The sequence below is a fragment of the Enterobacter cloacae complex sp. HYC074_NIDB genome (assembly GCF_056673345.1).
In genome coordinates, this window is sequence record NZ_CP114214.1 from 3,996,991 (window position 1) to 4,013,163 (window position 16,173).

General features: G+C 50.2%; 12 protein-coding genes and 2 pseudogenes. 9 read left to right on the plus strand and 5 right to left on the minus strand.

Annotated elements, in window-relative coordinates; all coding sequences use genetic code 11:
* Positions 1-100: 100 nt before the first annotated feature.
* The gene (yqhD, locus tag O1724_RS19460) at positions 101-1,264 is read left to right on the plus strand and encodes an alcohol dehydrogenase (RefSeq protein ID WP_003862492.1); all 1,164 of its coding nucleotides are present in this window, start codon (positions 101-103) and stop codon (positions 1,262-1,264) included.
* Between the two features lie 105 nt (positions 1,265-1,369).
* Positions 1,370-2,197, plus strand: a complete 828-nt coding sequence (gene dkgA / locus O1724_RS19465; RefSeq protein WP_023314848.1) for a 2,5-didehydrogluconate reductase DkgA — start codon at positions 1,370-1,372, stop codon at positions 2,195-2,197.
* Between the two features lie 86 nt (positions 2,198-2,283).
* Here the strand turns inward: dkgA and O1724_RS19470 are convergent.
* The 3 genes and pseudogenes from O1724_RS19470 to O1724_RS19480 form a co-directional block, all read right to left on the minus strand.
* Positions 2,284-3,294 (minus strand): annotated as a pseudogene (locus tag O1724_RS19470) (radical SAM protein); the annotation flags it as partial.
* A gap of 114 nt (positions 3,295-3,408) precedes the next feature.
* Entirely contained in the window at positions 3,409-3,738 is a 330-nt protein-coding gene (locus tag O1724_RS19475; RefSeq protein ID WP_230246695.1) for a hypothetical protein, read from the minus strand.
* 204 nt (positions 3,739-3,942) lie between these two features.
* Positions 3,943-7,218: a P-loop NTPase fold protein gene (locus O1724_RS19480; RefSeq protein ID WP_023314849.1), complete on the minus strand. Its 3,276-nt coding sequence runs from the start codon at positions 7,216-7,218 to the stop codon at positions 3,943-3,945.
* Positions 7,219-8,076: 858 nt separating this feature from the next.
* On the opposite strand from O1724_RS19480, the gene O1724_RS19485 reads away from it, so the two are divergent.
* Both O1724_RS19485 and acuR read left to right on the plus strand, forming a co-directional pair.
* Positions 8,077-8,373: a helix-turn-helix transcriptional regulator gene (locus O1724_RS19485; RefSeq protein WP_023314851.1), complete on the plus strand. Its 297-nt coding sequence runs from the start codon at positions 8,077-8,079 to the stop codon at positions 8,371-8,373.
* Between the two features lie 423 nt (positions 8,374-8,796).
* Entirely contained in the window at positions 8,797-9,453 is a 657-nt protein-coding gene (acuR, locus tag O1724_RS19490; RefSeq protein WP_023280966.1) for an acrylate utilization transcriptional regulator AcuR, read from the plus strand.
* 62 nt (positions 9,454-9,515) lie between these two features.
* On the opposite strand, the gene acuI is transcribed toward acuR, so the two are convergent.
* Positions 9,516-10,499 (minus strand): acrylyl-CoA reductase (NADPH), encoded by a 984-nt coding sequence (acuI, locus tag O1724_RS19495; protein WP_023280857.1) that lies wholly within the window; start codon positions 10,497-10,499, stop codon positions 9,516-9,518.
* Positions 10,500-10,899: 400 nt separating this feature from the next.
* On the opposite strand from acuI, the gene O1724_RS19500 reads away from it, so the two are divergent.
* The 5 genes from O1724_RS19500 (at position 10,900) to fghA (ending at position 14,473) form a co-directional block, all read left to right on the plus strand.
* Positions 10,900-11,597 (plus strand): IS1 family transposase gene (locus O1724_RS19500; protein WP_223195083.1). Its coding sequence is split into 2 segments (ribosomal slippage): positions 10,900-11,149 and positions 11,149-11,597, totalling 699 coding nucleotides; the frame shifts between segments, so codons are not numbered across the junction.
* Positions 11,598-11,710: 113 nt separating this feature from the next.
* On the plus strand, positions 11,711-11,986 hold the full coding sequence (gene frmR, locus O1724_RS19505; protein WP_017384071.1) for a formaldehyde-responsive transcriptional repressor FrmR: 276 nt from the start codon (positions 11,711-11,713) through the stop codon (positions 11,984-11,986).
* A 34-nt stretch (positions 11,987-12,020) separates the two neighbouring features.
* Positions 12,021-13,130, plus strand: coding sequence for an S-(hydroxymethyl)glutathione dehydrogenase (frmA, locus tag O1724_RS19510; RefSeq protein WP_017384070.1), 1,110 nt, complete (start codon positions 12,021-12,023; stop codon positions 13,128-13,130).
* 43 nt (positions 13,131-13,173) lie between these two features.
* Positions 13,174-13,572, plus strand: coding sequence for a VOC family protein (locus tag O1724_RS19515; protein ID WP_012561111.1), 399 nt, complete (start codon positions 13,174-13,176; stop codon positions 13,570-13,572).
* Between the two features lie 64 nt (positions 13,573-13,636).
* Complete coding sequence (fghA, locus tag O1724_RS19520; RefSeq protein WP_012561110.1) at positions 13,637-14,473, plus strand: S-formylglutathione hydrolase; 837 nt, start codon at positions 13,637-13,639, stop codon at positions 14,471-14,473.
* Positions 14,474-14,672: 199 nt separating this feature from the next.
* Here fghA and O1724_RS19525 read toward each other — a convergent pair.
* A pseudogene (locus O1724_RS19525) lies at positions 14,673-15,806 on the minus strand (IS3 family transposase).
* Between the last annotated feature and the right edge of the window lie 367 nt (positions 15,807-16,173).

Consider the following 16,173-nt stretch of genomic DNA (forward strand, 5'->3'; position numbering starts at 1 on the left):
GGAATGTGCATTGAGAGGATAGCGCCTGCCCGCCACAATGAGCAGCATCAGGTTGCCTTCTGCGCCACCACGATTTTTTACCCACTACAGGGAACAAGCCATGAACAACTTTAATCTTCATACCCCAACCCGCATTCTGTTTGGTAAAAACGCTATCGCTGACCTGCGCGCGCAAATCCCGACGGACGCCCGCGTCCTGATTACCTACGGCGGCGGCAGCGTGAAAAAAACCGGCGTACTGGATCAGGTGTACAGCGCTCTGGAAGGTCTGGACGTGCGCGAGTTCGGCGGTATCGAGCCTAACCCGTCTTATGAAACGCTGATGAACGCGGTAAAAATCGCCCGCGAGGAGCAGATCACCTTCCTGCTGGCGGTGGGCGGCGGTTCCGTGCTGGACGGCACCAAATTCATCGCGGCGGCGGCCCATTACGCTGACGGCATCGACCCGTGGCATATTCTGGAAACGGGCGGCAGCGACATCAGCAGTGCGATCCCGATGGGCTCCGTGCTGACGCTGCCGGCCACCGGATCAGAGTCCAACAAAGGCGCGGTCATCTCCCGTAAAACCACCGGTGACAAGCAGGCCTTTATGAACGAACACGTTCAGCCCGTGTTCGCGATCCTCGATCCGGTTTACACCTATACCCTGCCTGCGCGTCAGGTGGCGAACGGCGTGGTCGACGCCTTTGTTCACACCGTTGAGCAGTACGTTACTTACCCGGTAAACGCCAAAATTCAGGATCGTTTCGCGGAAGGCATTCTGCTGACGCTGATTGAAGAAGGTCCGAAAGCGCTGAAAGAGCCTGAAAACTACGACGTGCGTGCCAACGTGATGTGGGCAGCCACCCAGGCGCTGAACGGCCTGATCGGCGCAGGCGTGCCGCAGGACTGGGCTACCCACATGCTCGGCCACGAGCTGACGGCGATGCACGGCCTGGATCACGCCCAGACGCTGGCGGTGGTTCTGCCTGCGCTGTGGAACGAAAAACGTGACGCTAAACGCGCCAAACTGCTCCAGTACGCCGAACGCGTGTGGAACATCACCGACGGTTCCGACGATGCGCGTATCGATGCCGCGATTGAAGCCACCCGTCACTTCTTTGAAAGCCTGGGCGTGCCAACGCGTCTCTCTGGCTACGGCCTGGACGGCAGCTCCATCCCTGCCCTGCTGGCGAAACTGGAAGCACACGGTATGACGCAGATCGGCGAGCATGGCGACATCACCCTTGACGTCAGCCGTCGTATTTACGAAGCGGCACGCTAAGCGTTTTTAGGATCCTGACTTTCGTTTTTTGACATTTCGTCCAGACTTAATGCACATCACATCGTCGGAGGTTCCCTCCGGCGATGAGCACCTGAAGGAGGAAAAATGGCAAACCAAACCGTAATCAAGCTACAGGACGGCAACGTGATGCCCCAGCTGGGGCTAGGTGTATGGAAAGCCGGTAACGACGAGGTCGTCTCCGCCATTCATAAAGCCCTGGAAGTCGGCTATCGGTCCATCGATACCGCCGCCGCCTATAAAAACGAGGACGGCGTGGGAAAAGCGCTTGCCAGCGCCGGCGTTCCCCGGGATGAGCTTTTCATCACCACCAAGCTGTGGAACGACGATCAAAAGCGTCCCCGCGAAGCGTTGCAGGAGAGTCTGGAGAAACTCCAGCTCGATTTCGTCGATCTTTATCTCATGCACTGGCCGGTACCGGCTATCGACCATTACGTTGATGCCTGGAAAGGGATGATTGAACTGCAAAAAGAGGGGCTGATAAAAAGCATCGGCGTCTGTAATTTCCAGGTTCATCATCTGCAACGCCTGATTGATGAAACGGGCGTCGCGCCGGTGATTAACCAGATTGAGCTGCACCCGCTGATGCAGCAGCGCCAGCTTCATTCATGGAACGCCACGCACAAGATCCAGACTGAATCCTGGAGCCCGCTGGCCCAGGGCGGCGAAGGGGTGTTTGACCAGCAAATCATCCGTGAACTGGCGGATAAGTACGGTAAAACCCCGGCGCAGATCGTCATTCGCTGGCATCTGGATAGCGGTCTGGTGGTGATCCCGAAATCGGTCACGCCATCGCGTATCGCCGAGAACTTCGACGTCTGGGATTTCCGCCTGGATAAAGACGAGCTGGGTGAAATTGCGAAGCTGGATCAGGGCAAGCGGCTTGGGCCGGACCCGGATCAGTTTGGCGGGTAATCCCCTCACCCTGCCCTCTCCCCGGAGGGGAGAGGGTTAGACCTGTAGACCCGGTAAGCGCAGCGCCACCGGGTATTGTTACAGGTTTAACCGGTCTTACGTTTTACGTTCTTCTTCGTTCCCGCAACACCATTCGAACGCTGATGCGCAATCGGGGTATGTTTGGTCAGCGCCGGGCGCGTGTTGCGGTTCTGGCGGCGCGCTTCGCGCATCTCTTCCAGCGTTGGCGCAGGCACCAGGCAATCACGACGCGAGCCGATCAGGTGCTTTTTCCCCATCTCTTCCAGCGCCTGACGGATCAGCGGCCAGTTTTTCGGATCGTGATAGCGCAGCAGCGCTTTATGCAGACGGCGCTGTTTATCCCCTTTCGGCACCACCACGTCTTCGCTCTTATAACCAATCTTACTCAGCGGGTTTTTGCCGGTGTAATACATGGTCGTCGAGTTGGCGAGCGGCGACGGGTAGAAGTTCTGCACCTGATCCAGACGGAATCGACGCTGCTTCAGCCACAGCGCCAGATTCACCATGTCTTCATCACGGGTGCCGGGGTGTGCGGAGATGAAGTATGGGATCAGATACTGCTCTTTCCCCGCCTGTTTTGAGTAGGTGTCGAAGAGCTGTTTAAAGCGGTCGTAGCTGCCCATGCCCGGCTTCATCATTTTGGACAGCGGGCCTTCTTCGGTGTGCTCCGGGGCGATCTTCAGATACCCGCCCACGTGGTGCGTCGCCAGCTCTTTAATGTAGCGCGGATCTTCCACAGCGATGTCGTAACGCACGCCAGAGGCGATCAGGATCTTCTTGATGCCTTTCAGGTCACGGGCGCGACGGTAAAGGTTGATCGTCGGCTCGTGGTTGGTGTCCATATGCTCGCAAATGCTCGGATAGACGCAGGAGAGACGACGGCAGGTCTGCTCGGCGCGCGGCGATTTACAGCGCAGCATGTACATGTTGGCCGTTGGACCGCCCAGATCGGAGATCACACCGGTAAAGCCCGGCACCGTGTCGCGAATGGCTTCGATCTCGTTAACAATCGACTCTTCGGAACGGCTCTGAATAATACGGCCTTCGTGTTCGGTGATCGAACAGAGCGAGCACCCTATAATTCTGATCATTTAGAAATTTTTTTGCGTTTAAAATCAATGAATTGAAAGATTTCATTTTTCTAAGTCTGATAAAACAGATGAAAACCCAACTGACTATACTCATAAAACTCAATCTTTGCGCTGCTGTACGATACCAGTAATTACAGGCGCCGAGTTTAACATCATGAAAAGTAGCCCAATAATGAATGACGCAACGCCAGCTGCGGTGCCTAACTTCTGACTGAACACCATTGAAACAAAGTACATATTTGGGATAAAAACGGACATAGCAATCACGAAAAGTAACTTATTCAGATAATTATTTATTCGGGTCTTAACCTCAACTCTATCATAAAAAGCCATCGAAACGTAAGCAGTTATCAGTGAATAAAAAGACCATGTCATATAGTTAGCCGATTCATTAAATGCCTCTCGCAAAAGCAAAGCACTTTCTGTCATTCCCTACCTCATTAAATCAATAGAAAATAAATCTGAATAATTTATTTTTAAAAGAAAAGAACACAACATAACTTCAGTAGTTATGATTAATCCCTGAATGATTATTTCTTAGCAAGATATAACATGCTTAATGTATATCAGGCAATAAAAAAACTCCCAAAGACCACCGCTGTGGTCTTCAGGTATAGGATTTAAAGAACGAACTCAGTCCGGAAACGTATCACTATCTTCTGTAACGTCCGCTTTCTCTGGTAACATTCTGTTTTTAATATACTGTGAATTCCTGCAGATGAGAGGAAAAATCTCCGAGTTATTCATTATACAACTCGTTGCCGTACGGGCGTCCTCCGGAGACCATGATGAAAATGAAAACGTCTGACGGTCAAGCCATTGAGACAATAATACATTATCAACAGAAGCGCTAAACAGCGCCGCAATAGCCCTGCGTTCAACGGCCTTCTCAGGTTCAATAAACGACAACTCATTATGAAAACGGGTAATAATCGCAATACGGCTGTCAATACGAATATGTCTTTCAAGTAAGACATCGTGCAACTCATCAAGTACAGTCTCTCTCTGGGTATCGTCGAGGCAAGACCACAGGAAATGAATGTTCTCGGCATTTGTGACAACGTCTGGCTCTGCATCACGGAACCATGATGCAAAGATACCCACACTACCTTCCATCCGGATATGCTGCCCCTGAAGTTGCATTTGTTCAAGGATAAAGCGCATGTTCACAGGAAGAACCGTAAAACACTCAATAAGCCTTTCAGAAGAACTAAATACTCCACATGCCAGGGCGTTCAGCTTTTTCTTCAAAATATCAAACTGCTCACCTGACTGATATACGTCATGGAGAAATACTGGACCCATAGCATTCACATCAGACTCAATTATTTTCTCTGACAGTGCTTTTTGACGCTCTCGCACAAATATTAAAAGAGAGGTTGCATTTGTAGCTTCTTTGATGACGTCATACTGACCTTTAACAAAGCTCAGGACAGGTATATTCACCAGAAGACCTAAATCAACAATCCTGCCAACAGCATTTTTGATGTACGGCAGAACATTTTTATCCTTAAGTGCTATAAAGATACTCTCGGCAGTACGTAGATAACGAAGATATGCAGCCAAAGCCAGGTCAAACCGTTCCTCACCAATATGTTCACTGTACGACTCGATACCGGCATAGTTACCATGGAGCACCATGTGAGCAACAGCCTGTGCAGCAAATTCCGCAGGGAAGAGATTCCTCGTCGCCGTATTATTAAGATAATATTGATTTAAAACATTATTATTCCAGTCCGGGCTCAGAACAATTTTTCTGAAATGGATAACGTCCTCAACAACCTGACGATTTTTAAGCGTCATTATTGCAGAGCTAACCTGAGCCCCACCTGTACCATCATTCTTTCCAATTACGTTCTGTACCGCCTTCGATGCAATATTGATATGCCGGATAATTCCCGGATTAAAAAGGTCTATCTGAGGTTGCTCAGCTCCATAGCGTAACATCTCCTCCCGACCGTGATTTCCGATATCTAGTGTGCCAATTTTCAGGTTTGACAAGGTCTCTTCATTATTGACAAGGTATTCCACATAAAATACGCCATCTACAAAATTCTCCATTTTATTCAGTAGTGATTCACCGGCCAGAACAGAGTATGAATCAGCTTCCTGCAGCAACGTCTGCGTGGATTCAGCCTCCAATTTTTCTGAATCCTGAATTTCATCAAGTTTACTCACAATAAACGATATTTGCCTTTCGACGAAAGGCTCTAGGCTTATCCGCCCGTCAGCCATCAGTTTCTGCAGACTCAATACGAAACCTTCATCATTCTTTTCTCTGAGTGAAACAGCATAACTCTGATTCAGCATTTGCACTGCGACTTTGAGTTGCGGTTCGGCGAGAGCCTGACACTTCTCATCCATCCGGCTATAAGAAACCAGCCAGTCTCGCATCTGAATATGTGGTGCCACTCGCTGCCATGCTTCAGCGAAACCCCACAAGGCCGTCAGTTCTTCAAGCCGTGGGATATTTATAGCACCAATCGCGTCTTTAAGAGGCGTATCAAGCAACTCGCTCCTGGCAAGCTCCACCGTGGACTGATAGTGGATGCTCATCAGAAATTCGCTCCATCTTTCTGTATCGTTATTAAAAATTCGGGATATTTGTTGATAAGTTAGCGAGAGCATCTCGTCAAAATCATCCGGAGCAATACCGGGTTCGGTCTGACTAGCTTTGGGATCGCGAAGTAATACTTTAATATCTCGCTCCCCGTATCTGACCACCAGTAAGTAGAGAGCAATAAGAATATGGCGATGATCTTCTGTTGCAGGAACGGTAAGGTTCAGAATATGAATATCATTAACAAACTTCTTCATTAATCGCGGTGTGATACGAGGATACTCAGAGGGTTTCCAGCGCTCAAGCAACACCGTTGCTTCCCGGCACGCTATCCCTGCATCCTCATTTACTGTTTCTTTCCAGTACTGCCTTAACGCTTCCTGCCATCCTGCCGAAATAAGAGGAGGAACCTGAAAACTTACAGGAATCCGCTTTGCAATAAACTCACGCCCGCTGAAACCCGCCACAGAAAGTGAGGCTGAAACCTGTCTTGCCGAATAGGGCACCACTATCCTGAAGTGTTCATGAGTGGCTCCGGCAATAAGCTCCATATCACTCCAGAGCTCTTTCACTTTGTCTGCACTGATTCGGTCCAGATTATCAATGATAAGGATGAAGCGATCTCCATGGGAAATGACCTCTTTGGAGGTAAATCCCTGCAGAGCTTCAGCCAGCTCAATAGCTCCGACCTCCTTATTAACTAGCCAAGTCTCTTCAATCCTGTCAGTACTGTTGCGTTTGAACAAATCACCAATACTCGAATACCCTTTCTTTCTGTACCATTCCATGTTCTGCAGGCATGCCAGTCCTGCGACCATAATGGCAGGAGAAAGAAACGCGGCCACCTCAACATAAAAAAGCCACCCTAATAATGACTCCTTGTTAGTAAAATATTGATTAAGGTCTGTTAGCACATAACGAAGCATCTGCACGGAAAGCAATGACAGTAAAATAAAAACGACGGTCAACCAGCTTAGCCTGCTGCTGACCCTCTTGTCGTATTCAACGATGTTACCCAGAGCCAGATTTTTATACTTATCCAACACATCCCGGGAGCCCGGACATTGTAGGCTGACCCCGTGGTGGATGACATCGATAAGCGCTTTTTTAGTTGAGCCATGATGGTAACGTTCTGCATCAAAGTTAATGAACGTAAAATCATCTTTAAGCTTTTTCTGCAGGAACTTCAATATTGTTGACTTACCTGAACCCAGCTCACCTTCCAGACCAATAATATTGACATCAGGTGTCCTGATGATCTGAGCCACATTCTCTGCAACTTTTTCATGACTGCTGCCTCTAAACATATCCTGGTCAGCGGGTGATTCCGTCTGCAATCGTAGAGTCATTCAGCAATTTCCTTCGTTATAACGTAAGATTCTTTCACTATTAGACACAGTACAGAGCCCACAGCAACCAAATGACTGCAGCCGGGGCAGTTTAGTTTTAAGCATGCATAAGCCGATTTCGATGGAATCCCTTTCACACAATAATATTGAATTGAAGCAATGAAAACATTAATGTGTTTGTTGTGACTAGCTGCAGGGGCCTGGAAGAAATTCCAAAGCCTGACAAACCGGAACAGGGCTTGCTCTGCTCCGGTTTTATCCAGTTCATCTTGAAGCCCTTGTTTTTGTTACATATCCCTGCTCACTCTTTCAGCCATTGTTAAGCTTCTTGTGTGTAATCTGCGAATAATACGGATGCAAAATTGATGCAATGGATTATACATACCTACAGCGCACGTTACGCTGAGCTGAATCGAATTTCAGAGAACGTTCTTCGCTATTACCCTGCCCAGCCAGTTGAACACATTTTATCATCCGGCCCCGAGAGTGACATGTTCTCTGCCTGGTACAGCCTTCATCAGAGTCAAACTAGACGTTATTTACAGGCAAAAGAAGACAGCTACAGAGTTTAAGTCTGACATTATTCGTGGCTGTGTCTGCCTTCGGAGTTTTCAGCTTATCCCGATAACAGCGGTTTTGAAAAATTGACGTTTTTTACACCGGTACATTGCCCGAACGCAATCTCCCCCGTAGCGAAATACCGCCCCGCAGAAAATCGTCCATGCTCGGCATGCCCCTGGAACATCAGCATCTTTTCAATAAAGGTTTTACAGCCTATAGTCTGTATAACACAAAATACACCTTACCTGCTGTATTACAGGGCGGTACTCCCTACTCAGTCTGCGAGGCAGGTCACTTATGAATAATCAGTTCCCGATAAAAACGCTGAACCAGCTCAGACCTGTGCTAATCGGGTTTCGCAAAATCAAGGGCTTCACGCAAAAAGATGTGTCTGAGAGGCTTGCCGTAACGCAGCAAACCTATGCCCGCCTGGAAGCAAACCCTGCTAGCGCCAGTATTGATCGTCTGTACAAGGTATTCAGTATTCTGGGCGTAGAAATAACGCTGTCATCTATTTCCCCTTCACCCTTCATTTCCCACACAGAGATGAGGGGGGCATTTGACAGCACTCCCGCCAGACGGGAGAAATGGTGACTATTAGAAGTTTGCTAGTTTTGTCGAATGACGCCAACTACATGTCCGCATCCATCGAGTAGTGGCTTCAAGCCACGATTGTCACTGCCTCCGCTGCCTTTTTCCAGTAACTCTCTCCTTTTAATTCTAATATTTAGGGGTGTCAACGCAAAGCAGAAACGGCACCTTCTTTGCGAGACAGAAATGACCTGTGATTGCCTGGCCGATTTATGGCAGCTAAGTGCGAGAAGCGGATATAGCGAATTCGCCATTGTACGGGATTAGCAGGTTTACTGAAGCAACCTGCGATGGCGTTATGGCAATAGTCAGTCCCCTGTCCAGTCGGCATAGGTGGCCACCTCGTCACCGCCGGGGATAAACTGATTGAAGCCTCCGCGCAAAATCACTTATTCTTTTCCGTTAATAAAATGCAGGAGCAAAGTCATGACTGGCGAAATTCGTGGGCGAGGCAGGCCACGAAAAACAGAGAGTACCTATACAGATACCCGTAATGACCTGATCCGAAGCGGGCTTGAACTGCTCACGCAGAATGGTTTTCTTTCAACGGGAGTCGATGCCATTGTCAAAAATGCCAGTGTTCCTAAAGGCTCATTTTATTACTATTTCAAGAGCAAAGAAGAGTATGCCCAGACTGTTCTGAGCGCCTATGACAGTTTCTTTGTGCATAAACTCCAAAAACATCTGTATGAATCATCCTTCACACCAATGATGCGTCTGGAAAATTTCATCGACGATGCCTGCGACGGCATTAAAAAGTACAATTTCACCCGGGGCTGTCTGGTTGGCAATATGATGCAGGAGAGTCCGGGTCTTCCACTGTCCTTTATCAAACAGCTCCACGAAATACTTGAGCGCTGGCAGGCGCTTGTGGCGTGCTGTCTGTCCGACGCGTTATCTTCGGGCGAAATCCGTTCCGATATGAATAATACGCAACTGGCGGCCATTTTCTGGAGCAGTTGGGAGGGTGCCGTAATGCGTGCCAAACTTTATTGCTCAACCCAGCCTGTGTACGACTTCTGGAGCTATTTCAAAAAGTCAGTACGCTATCAGCCCTCTAAGGACACGGCTGTTGAAAAGTAAAAAAGGGGCCGCAGCCCCTGATAATAATTATCAAACCCAGGCTGAGCCTGGCTTCCACTTCATTAGCTACACTGAATTACTGCCCGGCCACGAATTCCGCCACTCAGAAGTTTTTCGGCCACATTGATGGCATCACTCAGCGGATAAACGGTGGTCAGGCTATCCAGTCTGGACTCCGGTAAATACTGTACCGCCTGCTGCCAGATCGCCGCTCTTTTTTCCTTCGCGAACATGACACTGTCAATCCCTTTCAGCGTGACGCCACGCAGGATAAACGGAGCCACATTCCCCATTAGTTCCATCCCCTGTGCCATGCCGCAGGCTGCAACAATACTGCCATAACGCACCCCGGCGCATACATTGCAGAGCGTATGGCTACCGACTGTATCAATGGCGGCAGCCCAGCGTTCTTTCTGTAACGGTTTTCCGGGACAGGAGAGCTCGGAACGGTTAATAATCTCGTCCACACCGACCGTTTTATAGAGCCAGGCAGCCTCTTCCGGGCGTCCAGTAGACGCCGTAACGCGGTACCCCATTGATGCAAGGATCATGGCCGCAATGCTCCCGACGCCGCCGCTGGCACCGGTAACAAGTACCGGACCATCTTCAGGCTTAATACCATGATTCAGAAGTGCGTCTACGCACAGCATCGCGGTAAACCCAGCTGTTCCGATTGCCATTACGTGTTTGCCGTTAGCGCCAGCCGGGAGCGGCGTCAGCCAGTCTCCATTTACCCGTGCTTTTTCGGATAGTCCGCCCCAGTGTTTTTCCCCAACACCCCAGCCGGTCAGGAGAACCTTATCTCCGGCCTGATATTCGGGATGTGAACTGGCGGACACTGTACCGGTAAAATCAATGCCGGGCACCATGGGAAAGCGTCGGACGATTGGGCCCCGGCCCGTAATGGCCAGTGCGTCTTTGTAGTTGATGGATGAATAGTCAACATTGACCTCCACATCCCCCTGCGGTAGTTCACTTTCAGCGATTTCAGCAAGTTGCGCACTATAGCGTCCATCTGTTTTGTTGATTAATAAAGATTTAAACACGTTCACCTCGTTTGTCCGGGCGTTTACCGTTCAGTCATTAAGTCGTCAATAAATAATATTGACCGATCGTCTAATAATCAACACTACGATCCCAGTGCTTTGCCAGCATTCAAGAAACATTATTCATTTCATGCACTTAAAGCTGTCTTTTTTGACCGACATCAAACTGTATTCTGGTTTATCTGGTGCAGAGGGAAAATCAGCATCCCTGAAGATACATAGCTAATGCTTCAGAACACGGCTGATGATGCGATAAAACAACCAGGCTTTAATGAGTTAGTCTGAGCGGACCTTCGGCTCAGTAAATAGGTCCGCTCCGTGCCAAGAGCAGACGCTGGTAATTCGGGTAATGGTGCCAACTTACTGATTTAGTGTATGATGGTGTTTTTGAGGTGCTCCAGTGGCTTCTGTTTCTATCAGCTGTCCCTCCTGTTCAGCTACTGAAGGCGTGGTGCGTAACGGTAAAAGTACTGCCGGACATCAGCGCTATCTCTGCTCTCACTGCCGTAAAACATGGCAGCTACAGTTCACTTACACCGTCTCTCAGCCCGGTACACACCAGAAAATTATTGATATGGCCATGAATGGCGTCGGATGTCGCGCCAGTGCACGCATTATGGGCGTTGGCCTCAACACGATTTTACGACACTTAAAAAACTCAGGCCGCAGTCGGTAAACTCACGCATACAACCGGGCAGTGACGTCATTGTTTGCGCGGAAATGGACGAACAGTGGGGTTACGTCGGCGCTAAATCACGCCAGCGCTGGTTGTTTTACGCGTATGACAGGATACGGAGGACGGTTGTGGCGCACGTATTCGGTGAACGCACGTTGGTCACGCTGGAGCGTCTTCTGGGCCTGCTGTCGGCCTTTGAGGTCGTGGTATGGATGACGGATGGCTGGCCGCTTTATGAATCACGCCTGAAGGGAGAACTGCACGTTATCAGCAAGCGATATACGCAGCGCATTGAGCGGCATAACCTGAATCTGAGGCAGCATCTGGCAAGGCTGGGCAGGAAGTCACTGTCGTTCTCAAAATCGGTGGAGCTGCATGACAAAGTCATCGGGCATTATCTGAACATAAAACACTATCAGTAAGTTGGAGTCATTACCGGTGCTCTGATATATTTATTATACTATAGTGGGGTATGTGTTGATCTTAATGTAATACTCCCCTATAGTATAAGAAATACAGAGCAGTGAGGTAAGCAATGCCCAGTACTCCTGAAGAGAAAAAAAAGGTCCTAACCCGGGTTCGCCGTATCCGGGGTCAGATTGATGCTCTGGAAAGAGCACTTGAAAGTGGCGCTGAATGCCGTTCCGTTCTCCAGCAAATCGCCGCCGTCCGGGGCGCCGCTAACGGACTGATGGCAGAGGTGCTGGAGAGCCACATACGGGAAACCTTTGACCAGAATGACAGCTACAGTCATGAAGTCAGTAAATCAGTTGACGATACGATTGAGCTGGTTCGTGCCTATCTTAAATAGGTGAGGCCATTATTACATTGAGGATATATTACGTATGAAATCACGTGCCGCTGTTGCATTTGCACCAGGGAAGCCCCTGGAGATTGTTGAAATTGATGTTGCTCCGCCTAAAAAAGGCGAGGTGCTGATTAAAAACACCCACACAGGTGTCTGCCATACCGATGCCTTTACCCTCTCAGGGAATGACCCTGAGGGCGTTTTCCCGGTGGTTCTCGGCCACGAGGGAGCCGGTATCGTCGTTGAAGTTGGTGAAGGCGTCACCAGTGTGAAGCCGGGTGACCATGTTATTCCGCTCTACACCGCTGAATGCGGGGAGTGTGAATTCTGCCAGTCCGGTAAAACGAACCTCTGTGTATCGGTTCGCGAGACTCAGGGCAAAGGACTGATGCCTGACGGGACCACTCGCTTTTCATACAACGGTCAGCCTCTTTACCACTACATGGGATGTTCCACATTCAGTGAATACACCGTTGTGGCCGAGGTTTCTCTGGCAAAAATTAACCCGGAGGCGAACCATGAACACGTCTGCCTGTTGGGTTGTGGCGTGACTACCGGTATTGGCGCCGTCCATAACACGGCTAAAGTGCAGCCGGGCGATTCAGTTGCCATTTTTGGTCTGGGGGCAATTGGTCTGGCTGCGGTACAGGGGGCCCGTCAGGCAAAAGCGGGACGTATTATCGCTATCGATACTAATCCGACAAAATTTGACCTGGCCCGTCAGTTCGGGGCCACTGACTGCATTAACCCGAATGATTATGACAAACCGATTAAAGATGTTCTGCTGGATATCAACAAGTGGGGTATTGACCATACCTTTGAATGTATCGGTAACGTTAACGTCATGCGTGCAGCGCTGGAAAGTGCTCACCGTGGGTGGGGGCAGTCCGTTGTCATTGGTGTCGCAGGGGCCGGACAGGAGATTTCCACCCGTCCTTTCCAGCTGGTCACCGGGCGCGTATGGAAAGGTTCCGCGTTTGGCGGAGTAAAAGGCCGCACTCAGCTCCCCGGTATGGTCGAGGATGCCATGAAGGGGGATATTGACCTTGAGCCATTTGTAACCCATACGATGACACTGGATGAAATCAATGACGCCTTCGAGCTTATGCATGAAGGCAAATCTATCCGGACAGTGATTCATTACTGATCCCATCAGAATTTTAATCAACTCAAACTGAAGGAAGTGGAAAATGACAACTCCGGTAATTTCTGGTGACGGCATCTTTTCTCATGTGTTCATTGGCGCAGCCGATGTCGAGAAATCCTCCGCATTTTACGATGTCGTCCTGGGCACGCTTGGTATCAATAACCTCGGCCCGTTTGGCAACGGCTGGGTACTCTATGGCCGCGAAAAGCCGGCATTTATCATTGCCCGTCCGGGCAACGGTGAAGCACCTTCCGCTAACGGGGTGACTGTCGGCTTCGCTGCTGCCACCCCGGAAGAGGTTGATGCTTTCCATGCTGCCGGCCTTGCCGCCGGTGGAGCTGATGAAGGTCAACCTGGCCCGCGTGGTCACCTTCCCGGGGCCTATGCTGCCTACCTGCGGGATCCGGCGGGTAACAAAATCACGGCGTATACGTTTATCTGACGTCCGGATTTAAAGATACTTCCCCTGGCTTCGGTCAGGGGAAATAACCATGAGATAACGGCTGATGGAACTCATTGAGCAGCATGCCAGCTCTGGCGGCTGGCAAAACGTGTACCGGCATTATTCACAATCCCTTAATTGTGAAATGAATTTCGGTGTGTATCTTCCTCCCAAAGCAGTAACAGAAAAACTGCCGGTACTATACTGGTTGTCGGGCCTGACCTGTACTGAGCAGAATTTCATCACCAAATCAGGTATGCAGCATTATGCAGCCCGGCATAACGTCATCGTTGTTGTCCCGGATACCAGTCCCCGGGGTAATAATGTCCCGGATGCCGACAGTTACGATCTTGGCCAGGGGGCCGGTTTTTATCTGAACGCGACGGAACAGCCGTGGAATGTTCATTACAGGATGTATGACTATATTCTCAGAGAGCTTCCGGATGTCGTCATGAATCATTTTCCTGCAACGGCAAGAAAATCTATATCCGGTCATTCTATGGGAGGGCTGGGTGCTCTGGTGCTGGCTCTGCGAAATCCTGGTGAATATGTGAGCGTATCAGCATTTTCCCCGATAGTATCGCCTTCTCAGGTGCCATGGGGGCAACAGGCATTTAGCGCTTACCTGGGTGAAAACAGAAAAACGTGGGAAGCCTACGATCCAGTCAGCCTCATTTTACAGGGTGAAAAATTACCAGAAATCTTCATTGATCAGGGGCTGAGTGACGCCTTTTATGAAGAGCAACTGCGCACCAAAATCCTTGAGAGAGTATGCAATGAGATGAACCTCAATGCGTCGTTCCGATATCATACTGGATACGACCACAGCTATTATTTCATTTCCAGCTTTATTGGTGAGCACATTGCTTACCATGCCAACAGGCTCAGGCTGTCAGCATGAGTTGATTTCCAGCCTCAGAAAATGTGCTTAATTTTCAGGCCTGAACAGGGCCTGAACCCTGCAGACCTGAGATGTACTGTAACTGAATCGCCACGGATAATCTAGACACTTCCGAGCCGTTGATGGACTGACCCCGCCCCGGTAGACGATCCTGCCCTATAGTTTGGACTGACCCCACGCCTGTAGACAAATCCTGTCCTCACGACGAGGCCTGTTCGAAGGCCTCCGGACTGACGTCGCCGAGGTGGCTGTGGCGCCGGGACCGGTTATAGAAGACTTCAATGTAATCGAAGATCCGCCCGGGCCAGATCCCTGGTTTTATATATGCGTTTTCTGATCCGTTCTTTTTTCAGCGAACTGAAGAACGATTCGGCCACCGCATTATCCCAGCAGTTGCCACGCCGGCTCATGCTCGGCGCCAGGTTATTGGCCCGGTAGAAGCGCTGCCAGTCGTCACTGCCGTACTGGCTGCCCTGATCGCTATGTACGATAACCTCGCTGTCTGGTTTTCGGCGCCAGACCGCCATCATCAGCGCGTCGAGCGCCAGTTCGCGTGAGAGAGTGGGTTTCATCGACCAGCCGACCACATTACGGGCGAAGAGATCGATAACCACCGCCAGATACAGCCAGCCCTGCCAGGTGCGGATATAAGTAATATCGGTGACCCAGACCTGGGTGGCCCGGACAACGGTGAACTGCCGCTGCACGAGATTAGGAGCAACGACTGAAGGCCTGCCAGCGATACGACGTGGCGCTTTATAGCCGCGCACAGCTTTAATCCGGTCCAGTTGCATGATCCGACCCACCCGGTTTCTACCACAGGTTTCCCCGATTTCGTTCAGATCGCCATGAACCCGCCGGTAACCGTATACGCCTCCGCTCAGGGAATATGAGTCGCGGATAAGCATCAGCAGGCGCTGGTTATCTTTATCACGCGCCGAGACAGGGTTATGCAGCCACGCATAGAACCCGGCCCGGGCGACATTCAGTACCCGACACATCGTCATCACACCCCATACAGTTCGGTGCTCATTGATAAAGCGGTACTTCAGTCGGGCTCCTTTGCAAAGTACCGCGCGGCCTTTTTCAGGATATCCCGTTCTTCTTCGGTGCGTTTTAGCTGCGCCCGGAGTTTCAGGATCTCGCTTTTAGCTTCCAGTAAATCCCGGGCATGCTGCTCGCTGTTATCAGGTTTGATAGCCCGTAGCCACTTGTAGAGGCGGTGTGCAGAGACGCCCAGACGCTCAGATACTTAGGCGACGGAATAACCGCGTTCCGTTATCTGACGGACGGCTTCTTCCTTAAATTCAGGTGTAAATCGTGGTGTGCCCATACGCTCCTCCTATACTCAAACTATAGGGCAGGATCGTCTACCGGGGCGGGGTCAGTCCAGGGAGCCGTTAACGACCTGATGGCGGTTGTTCTGGAAAGCTATCTTCGGGAGGAATTCCCCGATACGGGCAAACGAAATGAGTCGCAGAAGAGGTCAATCGACGACACCATTTCGATAGTCCGCTCCTATCTCCGTTAACTCTGCCAGGCAGATGTCTGATGGGGTCTAAAACTGTAATGAAAGGAAATGACATATGAAATCACGTGCATTATTCATCTGTATTTTTTAATTGGTACCCGAAACCGCCTGAGTGTCGCCATCAGCTGGGTCTGGAACCACAGCGTCGCGTACCGGGGAGCCCGCATTA

What these genes read in the sequence shown, in the direction of transcription:
- yqhD (WP_003862492.1), top strand. Translation starts at nt 101, where the DNA reads ATGAACAACTTTAATCTTCATACCCCAACCCGCATTCTGTTTGGTAAA.
- dkgA (WP_023314848.1), top strand. Translation starts at nt 1,370, where the DNA reads ATGGCAAACCAAACCGTAATCAAGCTACAGGACGGCAACGTGATGCCC.
- O1724_RS19475 (WP_230246695.1), bottom strand. Translation starts at nt 3,738, where the DNA reads ATGACAGAAAGTGCTTTGCTTTTGCGAGAGGCATTTAATGAATCGGCT.
- O1724_RS19480 (WP_023314849.1), bottom strand. Translation starts at nt 7,218, where the DNA reads ATGACTCTACGATTGCAGACGGAATCACCCGCTGACCAGGATATGTTT.
- O1724_RS19485 (WP_023314851.1), top strand. Translation starts at nt 8,077, where the DNA reads ATGAATAATCAGTTCCCGATAAAAACGCTGAACCAGCTCAGACCTGTG.
- acuR (WP_023280966.1), top strand. Translation starts at nt 8,797, where the DNA reads ATGACTGGCGAAATTCGTGGGCGAGGCAGGCCACGAAAAACAGAGAGT.
- frmR (WP_017384071.1), top strand. Translation starts at nt 11,711, where the DNA reads ATGCCCAGTACTCCTGAAGAGAAAAAAAAGGTCCTAACCCGGGTTCGC.
- frmA (WP_017384070.1), top strand. Translation starts at nt 12,021, where the DNA reads ATGAAATCACGTGCCGCTGTTGCATTTGCACCAGGGAAGCCCCTGGAG.
- O1724_RS19515 (WP_012561111.1), top strand. Translation starts at nt 13,174, where the DNA reads ATGACAACTCCGGTAATTTCTGGTGACGGCATCTTTTCTCATGTGTTC.
- fghA (WP_012561110.1), top strand. Translation starts at nt 13,637, where the DNA reads ATGGAACTCATTGAGCAGCATGCCAGCTCTGGCGGCTGGCAAAACGTG.